Genomic DNA, 17,225 nt, shown 5'->3' with positions numbered 1-17,225 from the left:
ACGTATCGACATAGGTATCAACAATCACCTTTCCAGCTAGTCAAGGTCTGCGTCACCTGATGTCAGATGCAGCAGCATGCGGGTGTTGCCCAGCGTGTTCGGCTTGACGTGTTCCAGGTCGAGGAACTCCGCCACACCCTCGTCGTACGAGGCCAGGAGCTCGGCGTACACCTCGGGTGAGACCGGTGTGCCCTGGATCTTGCGAAATCCGAGCCTCGCGAAGAAGTCGACCTCAAAAGTAAGACAGAATACACGCCGCAGACCCAGATCCTTGGCCTGCTGGATAAGTGCGGAGACGATCCGGTGGCCGACGCCCATCCCCCGGCACTCGGGATCCACGGCGACCGTACGGACCTCCGCGAGGTCCTCCCAGAGCACGTGGAGCGCGCCGCAGCCGACGACCTGCCCGCCTCGCTCGGCCACCCAGAACTCCTGTACGTCCTCGTACAGCGTCACCGTGGCCTTCTCCAGGAGCCGGGGACCCGCGCCCGCGTAGGTGTCGACCAGGCGTCTGACCGCACGCACATCGGGCGTGCGGGCTCGCCGGACCACCACGGCGGTCTCGGTCGTCGTCAGCTCGGCCACCTGCTCCATGGCTCTCCAGGGTACAGATCTCATTACGGCTCGGCCCTAACTCCCATGTCCTGGCCCATCCTGTTACATCTCGTGGCCGGACGAGCACGCAACAGGAGCCGCCTCCGTTCGGCAGATGCGAGGGCAAAAAGGGCATAAGGTCTCTTCTGTACGGGTGACCACGAGATCACCTTGTGACCCTTCGGTTGTGAAACCTCTACAGACTTGGCAGTTCTGGTTGAGCACGAACCCGGAGTGCATTAGTGTCCAGCGACAATGTTCCCCGCATGTCGTGCGGGCGGACACGCTCAATTCCCGCAAGGGGAACCGGGGATCCACCGGTGGCGACCTCCAGCGCCACCACCGGGGTGAGTCCGAGTCTCTCGGTAGGGCTGCTCCGGCCCGAACCCGTCAGCTAACCCGGTAGGCGTCAACGAGAGGAGCTGGTTGGTGAAGCGCACGCGCAACCGCGGGGGGAAGCCGGCGGGCAAGCACGCCCGCCCTCCGGAACAGGGCCCGAGGCGCCGCCGCGCAGGTGTGGTGAGTCTCACAGTCGCCGCGTTGCTGTTCGCCATCCCCGTCGGTTCGGCGTCCGCCGACCCCAAGCCCTCGCTGAAGCAGCTCGCCGACCAGGCGCAGAAGCTCCACACCCAGATCGAGACGCTGACCGAGCAGTACAACGGCCAGCGCGAGAAGCTCAAGACCGCCAAGAAGGCCTCCGAGGCCGCGCAGAAGACGCTGTCCGCCAACGAGGCCGATCTGGCCGCCAAGCGCACCAAGGCCGCCCTGCTCGCCCAGAACGCCTACATGTCGGGCGGACTGGGCAAGTCGCTGGCCTTCGTCACCTCCGACGACCCCGAGTCGTTCCTCGACCGCGCCGCCACCTCGTACGCGCTGGAGCAGGAGCAGGGCGAGGAGATCAGCCAGCTCACCAGGGCCATGGACGCCGCCACCCGCGCCAGGGCCGCCGCCAAGGCCCGCATCGACGAGGTCGAGAAGATCGTCGGCGACCTCGAGTCGAAGCGCACCAAGATCACCAAGCTGGTCGGCAAGGTCGAGAGCAGCCTGTTCACGAGGGCGCTCGGCGAGGCCGGGCAGCCCGGCACCCGCGCCGTCCGCGTCAACCTGCCGATCGCGGGCGACGGCAAGGCGGCGCAGGCCGCGCGGTGGGCGCTCACGCAGCAGCTCAAGCCGTACGTGTGGGGCGCGGAGGGGCCCAGCTCCTACGACTGCTCCGGGCTGGTCATGGCGGCCTACCAGCGGGTGGGCATCTCGCTGCCGCACTACACCGGCGACCAGTGGACCGCGGGCACGCACATCACGCGCGAGCAGTTGCGGCCGGGCGACCTGGTGTTCTTCTACAGCGACCTGCACCACGTGGGCATCTACATCGGCGGCGGCATGATGGTCCACGCCCCGCAAACGGGCGACGTCGTGCGGATCGCGTCGATCGCCAGGCGGCCCTTCGCCGGGGCGGTGCGCATCGCCGACTGAGCGCCGCGGCGGCCCTAGATCAGCTGGCGGCGGGCGGCCCAGGCCACGGCCTCGATCGCGGTGGCCACGCCGATGCGGTCGCAGATGCCGCGCAGCCTCCGCCGCACCGTGCGCCCGCTGACGTCCAGCCGGCGCCCCACCCGATCGACCGTGACCCCCTTGGCCAGCTCCGCCAGCAGCGCCAGATCCGCATGGCTCAGCTCAACGCCTTCAGTGAGCACATCCATCGGGAGCCCTCCCCCGCAACAGCAGAACTCGGACCTCACAGACGGGCCGCAGCCGCTCCCCGGAGACGTTAAACGCATCCTGGAAAGGTCGTCAAGGCGCCATGAAAGCAGCACTTGACCAGTGCTGTTGACATGCTCCGCCATATATGGCGCACTCCCGACGCATCAGAAGGAGAGCGCGCTCACCGGGGCCATCCGCGAGCCGGGACGCGACTCCCTGGACCTGCCCGATTGTGCTCTGCCGGATGCCGGTTTTCGGCATGATCCGAACACCGGCGGTCACCGTCCCCGCACGCCCGCGGCCCCTCGCGCGGCGCGCGGGGAGATCGCAGGTCAGACCATGGGAACGGTCCACTGCGCCGGTGCGCGGGCCGGTCGCACCCGGTTTCCCGCCGCCCTCGCGACCCCGCTCCGTGGCGAGCGGCCGGACGGCCCCGGAGGGGCTCGGGATGCGCGCGTGGCAGGAGCGGTACGCCCCCCGCGCCGCCTTGACCCGATGCTTACAACGCGGCGTCGTGGCGCCCCTCCCCCCGTTCCCCTGAGTGAGTTACACACTTTCAGGTGCCTACTTACCAAAAGAGAGTAACTCTTCCTACGCTCGTCGGCATGACGAACATGCGTGCACTCATCGGTGGTTCAGGAGCTCCCCGGCTGGTGGAGGTGCCGGTGCCCACGGCGGGACCCGGGCAGGTACGGATCAGGACGGCGGCGGCCACGGTGAACCCGTTCGACCTCGCCGTGGCGTCGGGAAAGCTCGCCGACTACGGCGTGGCCAGAAGGCTCGACTCGTACGGGCTGGGCTTCGACGTCGCGGGCACCGTGGACCAGATCGGCGACGGCGTCGCCTTCCAGGCGGGCGAGGAGGTGATCGGCCTCGTGGCGCGGCTGGAGCTGCCGACGAAGGCGCAGGCCGAGTACGTGGTGGTCGACGCCACGGCGGTGGCGCGGGCGCCCCGCGGCCGCACGGCCGTGGAGGCGGCCACCATCCCGCTCAACGCGCTGACGGCCTGGCAGGCGCTCGACCGCGCGGGCGTGGGGCCCGGCCGTACGCTGCTGGTCACCGGAGCGGCCGGCGCCGTCGGCGGCTACCTGGTCGAGCTGGCCGCCCTGCGCGGGGCCCGGGTGGCGGCGGTCGCCGGGGCCGCGGACGAGAAGGAGGCGCGTGAGCTGGGGGCCGAGTGGTTCGTGCCGCGCGGCGAGGACGTGGCCTCCGCCGTACGCGCTCTCGTCCCCGGCGGCGTGGACGCCGTCGTGGACGCGGCGGTGCTCGGCCTGGCCGCCCTGGACGCCGTGCGGGACGGCGGGGCGTTCGTCGCCCTCTCGTCGGGGGTCGCACCCGTGGCCCTGCGCGGGACGGACGTCGCCACGGTGCTCTTCCGCGCCGACGCCCACCAGCTCGCGGAGGTGGTGCGGCTGGTGGAGGACGGGCGGCTCACGCTGCGGGTGGCGGACACGTATCCGCTGGAGCGAGCGGCCGAGGCGCACGCCCGCCTGGCAGCGGGCGGGGTGCGCGGCCGTCTCGTGCTCGTGCCCTGACTTACTGGGTGGGCTTGACCAGCGGGAACAGGATGGTCTCCCGGATGTTCCTGCCGGTGAAGGCCATGATCATGCGGTCGATCCCCGCACCCATGCCCCCGGTGGGCGGCATGGCGTATTCGAGGGCCTGCAGGAAGTCCTCGTCGAGCTGCATGGCCTCCGGGTCGCCCCCGGCGGCCAGCAGCGACTGCTCCACCAGGCGCTGCCGCTGGTCGATCGGGTCGTTGAGCTCGGAGTAGCCAGTGCCGAGCTCGGTGCCGAACCCGATCAGGTCCCACTTCTCCGTCAGCAGCGGGTTGTCGCGGTGCAGGCGGGCCAGCGGCGAGGTCTCCAGCGGATAGTCCATGACGAACGTGGGCTGGATCAGCGTGTGCTCGACCAGGGCCTCGAAGAGCTCCTGGACCAGCTTGCCCGCGCCCCACTTCGGGTCCCAGTGGATCTCGCGCCGGTCGGCGATCTTGCGCAGCTCCTCAAGGCCGGTGGCGGTGGTGATCTCCTCGCCCACCGCCTCCGACACCAGCGTGTAGAGCGGGATGCGCGGCCAGGACGCGAGGCCGAGGTCGACCTCCACGCCGTCGTGCACGATCACCGAGGTGCCCAGCGCGGCCTGGACGGCCTTCTGGTACATGCGCTGCGTCAGGTCGGCGATGTCGTTGTAGTCGAGGTAGGTGCCGTACGCCTCGACCATCGTGAACTCGGGGTTGTGGGTCGAGTCGGCGCCTTCGTTGCGGAAGTTGCGGTTGATCTCGAAGACCTTCTCGATGCCGCCGACCACGAGCCGCTTGAGGTAGAGCTCGATCGCGATGCGAAGGTAGAGCTCCATGTCGTAGGCGTTGATGTGGGTCTTGAAGGGCCGGGCCGTCGCGCCGCCGTGGATGGGCTGCAGCATCGGGGTCTCGACCTCGAGGTAGCCCTCCTCGTGCCAGAAGTCGCGCACCGCGCGCACCGTGGCGCTGCGGACGCGCGCCATCTTCCTCGACTCGTCGTTGACGATGAGGTCGACGTAGCGCTGGCGGACGCGGGCCTCGGGGTCGGTGAGTCCGACGTGCTTCTCCGGCAGCGGGCGCAGGCACTTGCTGGTGATCTGCCAGCTGTCGGCCAGAATCGACAGCTCGCCGCGCCGCGAGGTGATGACCTCGCCGCTGACGCCCACGTGATCGCCCAGGTCGACGTCGCGCTTCCACGAGGCCAGGGACTCCTCGCCCACCTTGTCGAGCGAGATCATGACCTGCAGGTCGGCGCCGCCGTCGCGGAGCGTGGCGAAGCAGAGCTTGCCGCCCACGCGGTTGAGCATGACGCGCCCCGTGACCGCGACCGTGTCACCGGTGGCGGTGTCGGGCTCCAGCCCCTGGTATTTCTCCCTGACCTCGGCGTTGGTCGCCGTACGAGGGAAATTCACCGGGTAAGGGTCGACGCCCTCGCTGCGAAGGCGGTCGAGCTTCTCCCTCCGGATGCGCATCTGCTCGGGAAGTTCGTCGCTCACACCATCAAAGAGTAGGGGATACGGCGAACTGCAAGGGCTCGACGGTGCCATGAAGGAGCCATGAAGGAACGCTGCAGGACCGCTGCAAGAGACCTCTTCTATCAATGTCTCACGAGCTCAGGGGGGAGCCGGCAGGGAGCCGGCCCGAGGGGAGCTCAAGGAGAGAAGATGTTCAAGAAGATCGCGACCGGCGTCCTCGCCGTCGCCGCAACGAGCGCCCTGGCCCTGTCGCTCCCGTCGGCCGCCAGCGCGAGCACGGCCCACCACGACGACGACTCCTACTCCTGGGGCTCGGTCTACTCCAGGAACCACCAGGCCAAGGCGTTCGGCCGGGTCGACGTCGACTGGGACCGGCACCACGAGTCCAACGAGGTCACCGTCCGCGGCCGGCTCTACGACCTCGACAGCCGCAGCGCCCGCCAGGGCGGCAAGTGCGCGTACGTGATGGTCGCCTTCCGCGACCTGGACCACGGCTCGTCCCGCGTCTACTCCAAGAAGTACTGCGGCTACCCCGGCTCCACCACGTTCTTCTCGCAGAGCGACGACGTCGAGAGCGTGCGGGTGAAGGTCTGCCAGATCGGCCAGCACAGCAACTTCCCGACGCGGTGCGGGCGCTGGCAGTCCATCTACTCGTCCGAGAGCGAGTGAGGACCATCTCCGCACCGCACACAGAGCGGCCCCCTTACCCGAGCGGGGGGCCGCTCTTCCGTGCCGGCGACGCGGCGGCCGTGGAGGTCAGGCCGTGTTCCGGTGGTAGATGAGGCGCAGCCCGATGAGCGTCAGCCACGGCTCGTGCACGTCGATCGAGCGCGACTCCCCCGCCACCAGCGCCGCGTGCCCGCCCGTCGCGACCACCGTCACCTCGTCGGGGTCGTCGGCCAGCTCGGCCGTCATGCGTTCGACGATCCCGTCCACCTGGCCGGCGAACCCGTAGATGATGCCCGCCTGCAGCGCCTCCACGGTGTTCTTGGCGATCACCGAGCGCGGCCTGACCAGCTCCACCTTGTGCAGCTGCGCTCCGGCGGCGGCCAGCGCGTCGACCGAGATCTCGATGCCGGGCGCGGTGACCGCCCCGACGTACTCGCCCTTGGCCGACACGGCGTCGAACGAGGTGGCGGTGCCGAAGTCGACGATGACGCAGGGGCCGCCGTACTGGTCGATGGCCGCCAGCGCGTTGACGATGCGGTCGCTGCCGACCTCCTTGGGGTTGTCCATGCGTACGGGCACCCCGGTGCGGATGCCCGGCTCCACGATCACCGCGGTGACGTCGCCGTAGTAGCGACGGCACATCTCGCGCATCTCGTTCAGCACGCTCGGGACCGTGGAGCAGATGGCGATGCCGTCGATGTCGGCCCCCTTCAGCAGCGGCGACTGCGTCAGCAGGCCCTGGAGGATGACCGCGATCTCGTCGGCGGTGCGGCGGGCGTCGGTGGCGAGCCGCCAGTGCTCGATGACGTCCTCGCCCTCGAACAGCCCCAGCACCGTGTGCGTGTTGCCGACGTCGATCGTGAGCAGCATCAATTACCCCCGCAGATCCAGTGCGATGTCCAGGGCCGGCGCGGAGTGCGTCAAGGCTCCCACCGCCAGGTAGTCAACGCCAGTTTCGGCCACATCACGAGCCGATTCCAAGGTCAATCCCCCGCTCGCCTCAAGAGCAACCCTGTTTTTCGCTCGAATTTTCACGACTTGTACGGCACGTGACGTGTCCTCGATCGAGAAGTTGTCCAGCAAGATCTCCTCGGCCCCCTCCTCCAGCACGGCCTCCAGCTGGTCGAGCCGGTCGATCTCCACCTCGATCGGCAGATCGGGGTAGCGCTCCCTGACCGCCCGGAACGCCTCGGCCACCCCGCCGGCCGCCACCACGTGGTTGTCCTTGATCAACGCGGCGTCCGACAGCGACATCCGGTGGTTCACGCCGCCGCCGCAGCGCACGGCGTACTTCTCCAGCGCCCGCAGCCCGGGCAGCGTCTTGCGGCTGTCACGCACGCGCGCCGCCGTCCCGCTGACCGCCTCCACCCACCTGGCTGTCAGGGTCGCGATGCCGGACAGGTGGGTGAGCAGGTTGAGCGCGTTGCGCTCGGCCGTCAGCACGGCCCGGACCGGCCCCTCGACCGTCATCAGCACGTCTCCGGCCCGCACCCGCTCGCCGTCCTTGGCCCTTCTCTCGGTACGGGCGGCGCCCAGCCGTACGAACACCGCCTCCGCCACGGCCAGCCCCGCCACGACGCCGTCCTTGCGGGCCACCACGTCGGCCACGCAGGTCTGCTCCGCCGGGATCGTGGCCAGGCTCGTCACGTCGCCCGCCTCCCCCAGGTCCTCGGCCAGCGCCCGGTCGATCAGCGCGTCCACCTCGGCCGGGTCCAGCCCGGCGGCCCCGAGCTCCTGCGCCAGGCGCGGCGGCATCGCCTCCCCATGCGGTGTGTACGTCATGCGCAGCCCCTCCTCGGTCAGGGTCACGTCCAGGTGTCCCAGCCAGTCGTTGTCGTCGCGGATGTCGTGGTCCTCGCGCCAGTGTGAGCCGCGGGTCTCCAGCCTGGCCGCCGCCGCGCCGGTCAGCACGGTCGCGACGGTGAGCAGGTTGGTGGTCTCCCACGACTCGGTGCAGGCGGGCACCTCGACCGGCGTCCAGCGGGCGTCGCGCAGCGCCCCGGCCGTGGCCAGCAGCGACTCGCGGCTGCGCAGCACGCTCGCCCCCCTGCTCATGTGGCCCTGGATCCTGGGCCTGGCCCTCGGGTCCACCAGCCCGGTCGCCGCGTCCCCGGCGACCGGCTCGCCCGGCGCGGGGCGCGTCGCGTGGATGTCCTCGGCGATGCGCTCGGCGAAGACGAGCCCTTCGAGCAGGGAGTTGGAGGCCAGCCGGTTCGCGCCGTGCACGCCGGTGCAGGCCACCTCGCCGCACGCGTACAGGCCGTCGATCGAGGTACGGCCGCGCAGGTCCGCGCGGACGCCGCCGCTCGCGTAGTGGGCGGCGGGGGCCACGGGGATCGGCTCGGTCGCCGGGTCGATGCCGTGCTCGCGGCAGACGGCGTAGATCGTGGGGAAGCGGGTCTCCCACTTCTCCCTGCCGAAGGCGCGGCCGTCGAGGTACAGGTGGTCGCGGCCCGTCTCGCGCATCCTGCGCAGGATCGCCTTGGCCACGACGTCGCGCGGCGCGAGGTCGGCCAGCTCGTGCACGCCCTGCATGAACCGCTCGCCCGCGTGGTCCACCAGGTACGCGCCCTCGCCCCTGACCGCCTCGGAGATCAGCGGCTGCTGGCCGGTCGATCCCTCGCCGAGCCAGAGCACGGTCGGGTGGAACTGGACGAACTCGATGTCGCGCACCACCGCCCCGGCGCGCAGGGCGAGCGCGACCCCGTCGCCAGTGGAGACGGGAGGGTTCGTGGTGGCGGCGTAGACCTGGCCCATGCCGCCGGTGGCCAGGACCACCGCCTTCGCCCGTACGGCCCCCACGCCGTCACGCGCCCCCTCGCCCATGACGTGCAGCGTCACGCCCGCGGCCCGGCCTTTGGCGTCCTTGAGCAGATCGAGCACCAGAGCGTGCTCGATGATCTCGATGCGGGGCTCGGCGCGGACCGCCTCGACCAGTGCGCGCTGCACCTCCGCGCCCGTGGCGTCGCCGCCCGCGTGCACGATGCGGCGCCGCCGGTGCCCGCCCTCCCGGGTGAGCTGGAGCTCCCCCTCGGGGGTGCGGTCGAAGCGAGCGCCGCGCTCCATGAGCCGCCGCAGCGCGCCGGGGCCGTCCGTGACCAGCGCGCGCACGGCCCGCGTGTCGCACAGCCCCACGCCGGCCACCAGCGTGTCGTTCAGGTGCTCCTCGGGGGTGTCCCGGGGGTCGAGCACGGCCGCGATGCCGCCCTGGGCCCAGCGGGTGGAGCCCGCCGACAGCACGTCCTTGGTGACGACCAGCACCTTCGCGGACGGCTGGAGCTCGGCGTGGCGCAGGGCCACGGTCAGGCCCGCGACGCCGGAGCCGATCACGACCACGTCCGCCTCGACGGTCCAGCCGGCCGCGGGCGCGGTCAGCCGCAGGGGAATCGCCGGTGCACTCATCAGGGGTCTCCTCACTGAGGCTATTTCGTCAATATGACGATAACCCCTGGCGACAAGTGGACGTTCAGCGCCCCCGGGTCAACGTGAGGGTGACGTTGTCGATCAGCCTCGTCGCGCCCACGCGGGCGGCCACCGCCAGCACGGCCATGCCCTCGTATGACTCGTCCACGTCGGCGAACGTCTCGGGGTCGACCAGCGCCAGGTAGTCGACCTCCAGCCGCGGCCCTGCCGCGGCGAGCACCTCGCGCGCCGTCGCGCGGATCGCGGCCGGGGCCAGCTCCGCGGCGCCCGCGCGCAGCGCGCGGGAGAGCGCCAGCGCCACCCGCCGGTCGTCGTCGGACAGGTAGCGGTTGCGGCTCGACAGGGCCAGGCCGTCGGGCTCGCGTACGGTGGGCGCGCCCAGGATCTCGATGGGCAGGTCGAGGTCGGCGACCATGCGGCGGATGAGGGCGAGTTGCTGGGCGTCCTTCTGGCCGAAGACGGCGAGGTCGGGGCGGACGAGGTTGAACAGCTTGAGCACGACCGTCAGCACGCCGTCGAAGTGGCCGGGGCGGTGCGCCCCCTCGACGACCTCCCCCATGGGACCGGCGGAGACGCTCACCTGGCGGTCGGGCGCGTACATCTCCTCGACGTCCGGGTGGAACACCACGTCCACACCCTCGGCCCGGCACACGTCCAGATCGGCCTCAAATGTACGGGGATATCGCGAAAAATCCTCATTAGGCCCGAATTGCAGAGGATTGACGAAAATACTAACCACGACCTGATCGGCGCGGACCCGGGCCTGCCTGATCAGCGACCGGTGGCCCTCGTGCAGCGCCCCCATGGTCGGCACCAGGGCCACCTCGCCGCCCCGGCGCGCCTTGACCAGGTCCTCACGATCCCTGGCGACGATCAGCTCCATCTAAGACCTCCCTGCTCATTGCCTCCACCCCGCAGAGACACTCGGTCACCCCTCGCTTCGTCAGGTCCATATATTGCCTCCCAGCGCGTCCAGCAGCCGCTCGGCCTCCTCCGGTTTGAGCAGCCCGGCGGCCAGTGCCCGGTCGGCCGTGAGCCTGGCCAGCGCGATGTAGGCGTCGGCCGCCTCGGGCGCCGCCAGGATGAGCGCGTCGACGTGCTTGCGCACCGTGCCGGCGTCGCCCCGCACGACCGGGCCGGTCAGCCCGGTGATGCCCAGCCGCAGCACGTTGTCGAGCGCGGCCCCGAGCAGCGGGCCCAGCATCCGGCCCGGGTGCTCGACGCCGATGCGCTCCAGCAGCTGCTGCGACTCGGCGATGAGCGTCACCATGTGGTTGGCGGCCCCGGCCAGCGCGGCGTGGTAGAGCGCGCGGTCGGTCTCGGCGATCCAGACCGGCTCGCCGCCCATCTCGATCACCAGGGCCTCCGCGATCGGCCGCAGCAGGTCGGGGGCGGTCACGCCGTAGGAGATGCCGGTGAGCTTGTTGAGGTCGTCGTCCCTGCCGGTGAACGTCATCACCGGATGCAGCGCCAGCGGCAGCGCGCCCACCCCGGCCGCGGGGTCGAGCACGGACAGCCCGTAGGCCCCGCTGGTGTGCGCCAGCAGCTTGCCCTGCAGGTCGGCGCCCGTGGTGGCGAGCCCGGTGACGAGGTCGGGCAGCGCGTCGTCGGGCACGGTGAGCAGGATGAGCTGGGCCGCCGCCACCACCTCGTCGGGCCTGGACGGCTTGACGCCGAGCCGGTCGGCCGCCCACCGCTGTGAATTGTCTGACACGCCGCTCGCGGCCACGATCCGGTGCCCGGCCTGCGCCAGCGCGGCGCCGAGTGCGGAGCCGACCTTGCCCGCCCCGACCACGCCGACAGTCAGCCGTGCCGGGCGATCCCCTGCGTCCATGACGTCACACCTCTGTCGACCTGATGGCACTGCCGACCAGCGTAACGGCCTTTGGGAGCGGCAGATGTGACCGCTGCTTTGCCGCATGTTGAGTTAACGACAAAAGCGACAAGGGCATACAAAAGGTGCACCCCCTGTCGGAAGAGATGAGGAGAGGGGTCTCATCACATGGCAGCGGGCGCCGAGTCCCTCATCCAGGACTGGACGCCCGCCGATCAGACCTCTTGGAGGTGCACCGGCTGGTCGTTCGCCGACCGGCCAGCCGGGGTCAGAGCCCGGGCCGGACGAGCGCCGGCCCGGGTTCGTCTGCCTTTACCAGTGGTGGCTCGGCACGTAGGCGTTGGCGCCGCCCTCGCACCCGGCGACGGCGACCCCGATGACCGCGACGGCGTTGCCACAGACGTTGATCGGGACGGCGATGGGCAGATGCAGCTGGTTGCCGGAAAGCACACCGCCGTTGCCGTGGGTGACGTCGGCGTGGGCCGGCGCCGCTAGCGACAGCATGGCGACGGCTCCGGTGACGACCACGAGCTTCTTCAGCACGAGGGCTCCTTCTGAGGTTGAGTGCGTGCTCGGGAGGATGCGCCGATGGGGGTCGGCGCAACGCGACCACCCGATGACAATGGGTAAACGCTATCGCAAGTCGATGACAAAGGGTAGTCATTCGATAACGGTGCGTGTCAGCCGGAAGTCATGAGATAGTCCAGGCATGTGGCTCACCTGGCGCGCGGCGACGGAGCGCGCGCTGTACGGCGAGGACGGCTTCTACCTCCGCGAGCGCCCTTCCGGCCACTTCCGCACCTCGGTCAGCGCCTCGGCGGCGTTCGCCGACGCGGTCGTGGCGTTGCTGGAGGAGGTGGACGCCGAGCTCGGCGGCCCCGACGTGCTCGACCTGGTCGACGTCGGCGCGGGCGAGGGCATGCTGGTCACCCGGGTGCTGGCCGCGGCCAAGCCCGCGCTGCGCGACCGGCTCCGCGTGACGGCCGTCGACCTGTCTCCCAGGCCCGAGGGCCTGCCCGCGCGCGTCGCCTGGCGGCGCTCCGTGCCCGTCGGCATCACCGGCCTGGTGATCGCCAACGAGTGGCTCGACAACGTGCCGCTCGACGTGGCGGAGCAGACGGCCGACGGCCCGCGCCTCATCATGGTCGACATCCGCACGGGCGAGGAGCGCCTCGGCGGCCCGCTGAGGCCCGCCGACCGGGCCTGGCTCGACCGGTGGTGGCCGCTGTCCCGCGTGGGCTCGCGCGCGGAGATCGGCCGCCCCCGCTGCGAGGCGTGGGCCTCCGTTCTGGTACGCCTGAAGCGCGGCCGGGCGATTGCCATTGATTATGCACACCCTGTGGATAACCGGCCGCTCTGTGGCACGTTGACCGGTTACCGCGACGGCGCCGTCGTGACCCCGATCCCCGACGGGACCTGCGACATCACGGCTCACGTGGCGCTCGACGCGTGCGCGGACGCCGGGCGCAGGGCCGGGGCGATATCCACAACCTTGTCCACACAGCGTGACGCGCTCAAGGCCTTGGGGATCAACGGCGCCCGGCCGCCCATCGACCTGGCCCGCGCCGATCCACGGGGTTACGTCCGGGCGCTGGCGAGGGCCTCGGAGGAGGGCGAGCTGATCGACCCGTCCGGGCTGGGCGGCTTCGGCTGGCTCATCCAGCGCCGCTGACACCCCCGAGCTCGGCCAGACCTCAGGGGCTCAGGCGGCGGCGCTGACCTCCAGCGCGCGCAGGCCCCTGATGATGTAGCCGGGCTTCCACTCCGGCTCCCGCCGGAGATCCAGCGTGCCCGCCCGGTCCAGGAGCGCGCCGAACGACTCCATGAGCTCGATGCGCGCCAGCGGCGCCCCCAGGCAGAAGTGGATGCCGGCCCCGAAGGTGATGTGCGGGTTGTCCACCCGGCCCAGGTCGAGCCGGTCCGGCTCCTCGAACACCGCCGGGTCGCGGTTGGCCGACCCGAACAGCAGCGCCACCTCCGACCCGCGCGGGATCTCGACGCCGTGCACCTCGATGTCCTCCAGCACCCACCGCTCGAACATCTGCAGCGGCGTGTCCCAGCGCATCAGCTCCTCGACGGCCGTGGGCAGCAGCGAGCGGTCGCCGCGCAGGCGGGCCAGCTCGCCGGGGTTCCTGAACAGGGCCCACCAGCCGTTGCCCGTCACGTTCACGGTGGCCTCGTGGCCGGCGTTGAGCAGCAGCACGCACGTGCCGACCAGCTCGTCCTCGGTCAGCTCGGGGATCCCGGTCAGGGCGCTGACCAGGTCGTCGCCCGGCGCCCGGCGCCGCACCGCGGCCAGGTCCTTGAGGTAGGCGGCGAAGTCCGACGCCGCGCGCACCGCGGCGTGCTGGGCGCCCAGCGTGGGGTTGAGCTCGTACATGCCGCAGATCTGCGCCGACCAGGGCCGCAGCAGGTGGCGGTCCTGGTCGGGGATGCCCAGCATCTCCGCGATCACCGTCACCGGCAGCGGCTCGGCCACCTCGGCGACGAGGTCGCCGCCGCCCTTCTCCACGAAAGCGTCCACCAGGCCTCCGGCGATGGCGCGCACCCTAGGGCGCAGGGACTCGACCATGCGCGGCGTGAACGCCTTGGAGACCAGCCGGCGCAGCCTGGTGTGCACCGGCGGCTCCACGTCCAGCATGCCCGCCCTGATCACCCGCCAGAACGGCTCGTGGAACTCCGGCTCCGGCGGCCTGCCGAACTCCTCGTGGGTGGCCACGTGGAGGTACGACCTGCCCAGGCGGCGGTCCCTGAGCAGGGCGTTCACGTCGGCGTGGCGCGAGATCAGCCACTGGTTCGTCGGCTCGAAGTAGCTGACGGGCGACTCGCGCCGCAGCTCGTCGTACACGTCGTACGGGTGAGCCACGAAATTCGGATTCCAAGGGTCGAAGCGCACTATTGCATAGTAGAAGCTCGCTTACTGCGCACCCGAATGTTCAGCAGCTCGACGGCGAGCGAGAACGCCATCGCGAAGTAGATGTAGCCCTTGGAGATGTGCTGGCCGAGGCCCTCCGCGATGAGCACCACGCCGATCAGCACCAGGAACGCCAGCGCCAGCATCTTGATGCTGGGGTGCCGGTCCACGAACCTGCTGATCGGGCCCGACGCGAACAGCATCACCAGCACCGCCACCACGACCGCCGCGATCATCACGCCGAGCTGGTCGACCATGCCGACGGCGGTGATGACCGAGTCGAGCGAGAACACGATGTCCAGCACCATGATCTGCAGGATCACCGAGGCGAAGGAGGTGGCCGCCGCCTTCTTGCCGTCCTTGCCGTGCGGGGCGTCCATGGTGTGGCCGATCTCGGTGACGCTCTTGCCCAGCAGGAACAGGCCGCCGAGCAGCAGGATCAGGTCGCGTCCCGATATTTCGTGACTGAACACCGTGAACAGCGGCTCGGTCAGCCGTACCACCCAGGACAGCGCGAGCAGCAGGAGCAGGCGGGTGATCAGAGCCGCGCCCAGGCCCAGCACGCGGGCCCGGTCGCGCTGTTCGGGGGGAAGTTTCCCGGCCAGGATGGAGATGAAGATGATGTTGTCGATCCCGAGCACGATCTCCAGGGCGACGAGGGTGAAGAAGCCGATCCAGATCTGTGGGTCGCTCACCCAGTCGAGCATCTGCGTACCTCCATGACGTAGCGGGGGTTTCCGGGAGCAACGCGTGAGGTGCCGCGGAAGTTCGCCGACTTGCGATCGATGGCGGGATGTCGGTTATAGTGCGGACGTAGGTCATGAGTGCCAGCGCCAAGCCCCGGCTAGCTGGCCGGCAACCCTCGCGTCCGCGGCGGGGTGCCCCGGGTGAAGACCTGGTCCGTCACGAGGTGTGTCGGGCAAGCGCGGGCTCCGTGGCTGCTTCCTGGGGTCCGATCACCCCGAGGGAGAAGTGCCGTGTCCACGCTGACGATCTTCAACTCCGTTCCCGCCCAGGTCGCCGAGCCGGTTCCCGCCGCCACCACGAGCCGCCCGATCCCCGCCGTGCTCGGCGCCGACCTCCAGGTGCCGGTCAAGGGCGGCAGGCTCGTCGGCTACGCCAACCTCGACTACGCCGCGAGCGCGCCCTGTCTGGAGCCGGTCAGCGCCGCCGTCGCCGCCGCGCTCCCGGCCTACTCCAGCGTCCACCGGGGGGCGGGCTACGCCTCCCAGCTGACCACGGCCCGCTACGAGCAGGCCCGCCACACGGTCAGGGCGTTCGTCGGCGCCCGCCCCGACGACGCCGTGATCTTCACCCGCAACACCACCGACGCCACCAACCTCCTGGCCGGCTGCCTGCCCGCCGGCACGACCGCCGTGGTCTTCGACACCGAGCACCACGCCTCGCTCCTCCCCTGGAAGCGGTCCGTACGGCTGGCGCCTCCCGCCCTCCCCGGCGAGGCCGTCCGCGCGGCCGACGAGGCGCTGGCCGGGATCGACGGGCCGAAGCTGCTCGTCGTCACCGCCGCCTCCAACGTCACCGGCGAGCTGTGGCCCATCGCCGCCCTGGCCCACATCGCGCACCGGCACGGCGCCCGCATCCTGGTCGACGCGGCGCAGCTCGTACCGCACCGGCGGCTCAACCTGACCGCGCTCGACCTGGACTACGTGGCCTTCTCGGGGCACAAGCTGTACGCGCCCTTCGGCGCCGGGGCGCTGGTCGGACGGCGCGACTGGCTCGCCGCCGGTGAGCCGTACCTGAAGGGCGGCGGCGCGGTGCGCTCCGTGGCGGACGACGTCGAGTGGCACGACGACCCGGAGCCGCGGCACGAGGCCGGCACCCCCAACGTGCTGGGCGCCATCGCCCTGGCCGCGGCCTGCGACGCGCTCACGGCGACCGGCTGGACCGAGCTGGTACGGGAGGAGGAGCGGCTGATCGCCCGGCTGCGCTCCGGGCTGGCCTCGATCGAGGGCGTGCGCGAGCTGTCGCTCTGGGGGGACGGCCACCCTCGCGTCGGCATCGTCTCGTTCACCGTGGCCGGCCACTCGGCCCGGCAGGTGGCCGAGGTGCTGTCCGGCGAGTACGGCATCGGGGTGCGCGACGGCAAGTTCTGCGCGCACCCGTTCGTCCGCCACCTGCTGGACGCCACTGACGGGGGCTGCGAGGACGGCACCGCCTCCGCGGTGCGGGCCTCGATCGGCATCGGCACCACGGAGGAGCACGTGGACCGCCTGGTCGAGGCGCTGCGGGAGCTCGTCAACCGCTGAGCCTGCTCGTCAACCGCTGAGCCTGCTCGTCAGCCGCTGGGCCTCAGCTCCTGTTCGGCGGCTTGTGGTGCTGCGGCGGCTCGTCGGAGACCAGGGCGTCGATGTCCCTCATGTCCTCGTCGTCCATCCCGCCGGGCCGGTGCCGGCTCGGCTGGTGCTCGCCCGGCTGCCGGGGCACCTGCGGCTGCTCGGCCGGCTCGCCGGACTGCGCGGGCGTCGTGGGACCGCCGCCCGGCCGGGTGATGACGTTCGACGGCTGCGGGCGCTGCGCGTACGCCGACAGCTCCTCCTCGGCGGCCCGCCGCTCCCCGCGCCTGTGGAACAGCGCGCGGAACAGGCCGTCGAGCCCGAGCCGCCCGCCGCCGAGCGCCAGGAACAGCAGCGCCAGCGCCCCCAGCGCGCCGGGCAGCTCCCAGCCACCGCCGCTCGACAGCACCCCGCGCCCGGCGTGCACGAAAGCGATCGCGGCCAGCATGTCCAGCAGCAGCGCCAGCCCCACCAGCCGCACCAGCAGCCCGACGATCAGGAAGATGCCGCCGACGGTCTCCAAGATGGTCGCGCCCATGGCGGTCACATCGGGCATGGGGACGCCCATCTCCCTGAACATCTGCCCCGTGGGCCCGAAGCCGCTCGACCACTTCTGCAGGCCGTGCGCCAGGAAGATCACACCGGCCACCACCCGGGTGATCAGGGCGGCCACGTCGAAAACAGCACTCTTCATGATTCTTTCTCCCCCCGTTCGCGGTGTTCCTCCCCATGTCCGGCTTCGGGATGCGGTTCCATACGATTCCTTGACCCGTCCCCCGGCTGGATCGGTAACGAAGCT

The 17,225-nt window shown here is 70.9% G+C and carries 16 protein-coding genes and 2 riboswitches; of the genes, 5 read left to right on the top strand and 11 right to left on the bottom strand.

Annotation, left to right across the window (positions count from 1 at the left end; genetic code table 11):
- Positions 1–36: 36 nt before the first annotated feature.
- Positions 37–594, bottom strand: coding sequence for an amino-acid N-acetyltransferase (locus tag FH608_RS07830; protein ID WP_139629674.1), 558 nt, complete (start codon positions 592–594; stop codon positions 37–39).
- Positions 595–868: 274 nt separating this feature from the next.
- Positions 869–1,018: riboswitch (cyclic di-AMP (ydaO/yuaA leader) on the top strand.
- Between the two features lie 95 nt (positions 1,019–1,113).
- On the opposite strand from FH608_RS07830, the gene FH608_RS54130 reads away from it, so the two are divergent.
- Positions 1,114–2,067, top strand: coding sequence for a C40 family peptidase (locus tag FH608_RS54130; RefSeq protein ID WP_317135551.1), 954 nt, complete (start codon positions 1,114–1,116; stop codon positions 2,065–2,067).
- 14 nt (positions 2,068–2,081) lie between these two features.
- Here the strand turns inward: FH608_RS54130 and FH608_RS07820 are convergent, their stop codons facing one another.
- Positions 2,082–2,294 carry a helix-turn-helix domain-containing protein gene (locus FH608_RS07820; RefSeq protein WP_139629672.1) on the bottom strand — a complete coding sequence of 71 codons (213 nt, stop codon included), beginning with the start codon at positions 2,292–2,294 and terminating at the stop codon, positions 2,082–2,084.
- A gap of 606 nt (positions 2,295–2,900) precedes the next feature.
- Between FH608_RS07820 and FH608_RS07815 the strand changes: the two genes are divergently transcribed.
- On the top strand, positions 2,901–3,830 hold the full coding sequence (locus tag FH608_RS07815) for an NADP-dependent oxidoreductase (RefSeq protein WP_226899128.1): 930 nt from the start codon (positions 2,901–2,903) through the stop codon (positions 3,828–3,830).
- A gap of 1 nt (position 3,831) precedes the next feature.
- On the opposite strand, the gene lysX is transcribed toward FH608_RS07815, so the two are convergent.
- Positions 3,832–5,364, bottom strand: coding sequence for a bifunctional lysylphosphatidylglycerol synthetase/lysine--tRNA ligase LysX (lysX, locus tag FH608_RS07810; RefSeq protein ID WP_139629671.1), 1,533 nt, complete (start codon positions 5,362–5,364; stop codon positions 3,832–3,834).
- A gap of 117 nt (positions 5,365–5,481) precedes the next feature.
- Here lysX and FH608_RS07805 point away from each other — a divergent pair, with 117 nt between their 5' ends.
- Positions 5,482–5,961, top strand: coding sequence for a hypothetical protein (locus FH608_RS07805; RefSeq protein WP_139629670.1), 480 nt, complete (start codon positions 5,482–5,484; stop codon positions 5,959–5,961).
- 87 nt (positions 5,962–6,048) lie between these two features.
- Here FH608_RS07805 and FH608_RS07800 read toward each other — a convergent pair whose 3' ends face one another.
- The 5 genes from FH608_RS07800 to FH608_RS07780 all read right to left on the bottom strand — a co-directional run bounded on the left by FH608_RS07800 (position 6,049) and on the right by FH608_RS07780 (position 11,761).
- Positions 6,049–6,831, bottom strand: coding sequence for a type III pantothenate kinase (locus FH608_RS07800; protein ID WP_139629669.1), 783 nt, complete (start codon positions 6,829–6,831; stop codon positions 6,049–6,051).
- 3 nt (positions 6,832–6,834) lie between these two features.
- Positions 6,835–9,363 (bottom strand): L-aspartate oxidase, encoded by a 2,529-nt coding sequence (locus FH608_RS07795; RefSeq protein ID WP_193318287.1) that lies wholly within the window; start codon positions 9,361–9,363, stop codon positions 6,835–6,837.
- A 64-nt stretch (positions 9,364–9,427) separates the two neighbouring features.
- Positions 9,428–10,267, bottom strand: a complete 840-nt coding sequence (gene panC, locus FH608_RS07790) for a pantoate--beta-alanine ligase (protein WP_139629668.1) — start codon at positions 10,265–10,267, stop codon at positions 9,428–9,430.
- 60 nt (positions 10,268–10,327) lie between these two features.
- Positions 10,328–11,218, bottom strand: a complete 891-nt coding sequence (locus FH608_RS07785; protein WP_139629667.1) for a Rossmann-like and DUF2520 domain-containing protein — start codon at positions 11,216–11,218, stop codon at positions 10,328–10,330.
- A gap of 312 nt (positions 11,219–11,530) precedes the next feature.
- Entirely contained in the window at positions 11,531–11,761 is a 231-nt protein-coding gene (locus FH608_RS07780) for a chaplin family protein (RefSeq protein ID WP_226899127.1), read from the bottom strand.
- A 166-nt stretch (positions 11,762–11,927) separates the two neighbouring features.
- Between FH608_RS07780 and FH608_RS07775 the strand changes: the two genes are divergently transcribed.
- Complete coding sequence (locus FH608_RS07775) at positions 11,928–12,890, top strand: SAM-dependent methyltransferase (protein ID WP_139629666.1); 963 nt, start codon at positions 11,928–11,930, stop codon at positions 12,888–12,890.
- Positions 12,891–12,920: 30 nt separating this feature from the next.
- On the opposite strand, the gene FH608_RS07770 is transcribed toward FH608_RS07775, so the two are convergent.
- Positions 12,921–14,114 carry a cytochrome P450 gene (locus FH608_RS07770; RefSeq protein WP_139629665.1) on the bottom strand — a complete coding sequence of 398 codons (1,194 nt, stop codon included), beginning with the start codon at positions 14,112–14,114 and terminating at the stop codon, positions 12,921–12,923.
- A complete protein-coding gene (locus FH608_RS07765; RefSeq protein ID WP_139629664.1) occupies positions 14,114–14,839 on the bottom strand; it encodes a TerC family protein in 726 nt (241 codons plus the stop codon). The genes FH608_RS07770 and FH608_RS07765 overlap by 1 nt, the downstream gene beginning before the upstream one ends.
- Before the next feature lie 109 nt (positions 14,840–14,948).
- Positions 14,949–15,064: riboswitch (SAM riboswitch) on the top strand.
- A 45-nt stretch (positions 15,065–15,109) separates the two neighbouring features.
- Between FH608_RS07765 and FH608_RS07760 the strand changes: the two genes are divergently transcribed.
- Positions 15,110–16,399 (top strand): aminotransferase class V-fold PLP-dependent enzyme, encoded by a 1,290-nt coding sequence (locus FH608_RS07760; RefSeq protein ID WP_139629663.1) that lies wholly within the window; start codon positions 15,110–15,112, stop codon positions 16,397–16,399.
- A gap of 43 nt (positions 16,400–16,442) precedes the next feature.
- On the opposite strand, the gene FH608_RS52485 is transcribed toward FH608_RS07760, so the two are convergent.
- On the bottom strand, positions 16,443–17,120 hold the full coding sequence (locus FH608_RS52485; RefSeq protein WP_226899125.1) for a DoxX family protein: 678 nt from the start codon (positions 17,118–17,120) through the stop codon (positions 16,443–16,445).
- Positions 17,121–17,225: the final 105 nt, after the last annotated feature.

Origin of the sequence: Nonomuraea phyllanthi (assembly GCF_006334985.2) — a bacterium.
In the GTDB taxonomy this organism is placed as follows: domain Bacteria; phylum Actinomycetota; class Actinomycetes; order Streptosporangiales; family Streptosporangiaceae; genus Nonomuraea; species Nonomuraea phyllanthi.
This window is presented reverse-complemented; position numbering and strand designations above follow the sequence as displayed.